We start from the raw sequence: 1100 nt of genomic DNA on the forward strand, positions 1-1100 counted from the left end.
ATCGCGTGTTCGCGGTGGGGGATGTTGGCGCCGGATGGGTTGTGTAAGACCTTTGATGCTGCTGCTGATGGGTATGTGCGCAGTGAGGGTTGTGGGGTGGTGGTGCTGAAGCGTCTCAGTGATGCTGTGCGCGATGGGGATTCGGTGTTGGCGGTGGTGCGGGGGTCGGCGGTCAATCAGGATGGGCCCAGTAGTGGGCAGACGGTGCCCAGTGGGCCGGCGCAGCAGGCGGTGGTGCGGGCGGCGTTGGCGGCGTCGCGGTTGGGGCCTGGGGATATTGATGTGGTGGAGGCTCATGGTACGGGTACGGCGTTGGGTGATCCGATTGAGTTGGATGCGTTGAGTGCGGTTTTTGGTGAGCGTGGGGGTGCGGCGCCGTTGGTGGTGGGGTCGGTGAAGACCAATGTGGGGCATTTGGAGTCGGCGGCGGGGATTGCGGGGTTTATCAAGGCGGTGTTGAGTGTGCGGGCTGGGGTGGTGCCGGCGCATTTGCATTTCAAGCGGTTGACGCCGCATGCGGGGGTGGGGGCGTCGCGGTTGCAGGTGGCGGCGCGGGAGATGGTGTGGCCTGCGGTGGGGCGGGTGCGTCGGGCTGGGGTGTCGTCGTTTGGGGTCAGTGGCACCAATGCTCATGTGGTGGTGGAGCAGGCTCCTGTGCAGGTTTGTGAGCCGGGTGCGGTGGGGGATCCGGTGGTGTGTTCGTTGGTGGTGTCGGGTAAGACTCCGGAGCGGGTGGCTTCGACGGCGGCGATGTTGGCGCGGGGGTTGGGGGGGCAGGGTTCGGCGGTGTCGTTGGGGGATGTGGCGCATACGTTGAATTTTCATCGGACTCGGCATAAGTGGGTTGCTGCGGTGTGTGCTCGTGATCGGGGTGCTGCGGTGGCGGGGTTGCAGGCGTTGGGTGGGGGGTTTTCGGGGCCGGGTGTGGTGGCGGCGTCGTCGGTGGTGGGGTCGGGGTCGGGCACGGTGTTTGTGTATTCGGGTCAGGGTTCGCAGTGGGCGGGGATGGGGGCGCGGTTGTTGGTGGAGGAGCCGGGGTTTGCGGCTGCGGTGGCGCAGTTGGAGCCGGTGTTCGTCGAGCAGGTCGGCTTCTCCCTGCA

At 66.4% G+C, this 1100-nt stretch carries 1 protein-coding gene; it reads left to right on the forward strand.

Annotation, left to right across the window (positions count from 1 at the left end):
* The coding region (locus AC3A6P_RS36065) for an acyltransferase domain-containing protein (RefSeq protein WP_487697450.1) at nt 1-1100 on the forward strand (1100 nt) is incomplete at both ends.

It is taken from the genome of Mycobacterium sp. Soil_C_30 (assembly GCF_057656995.1).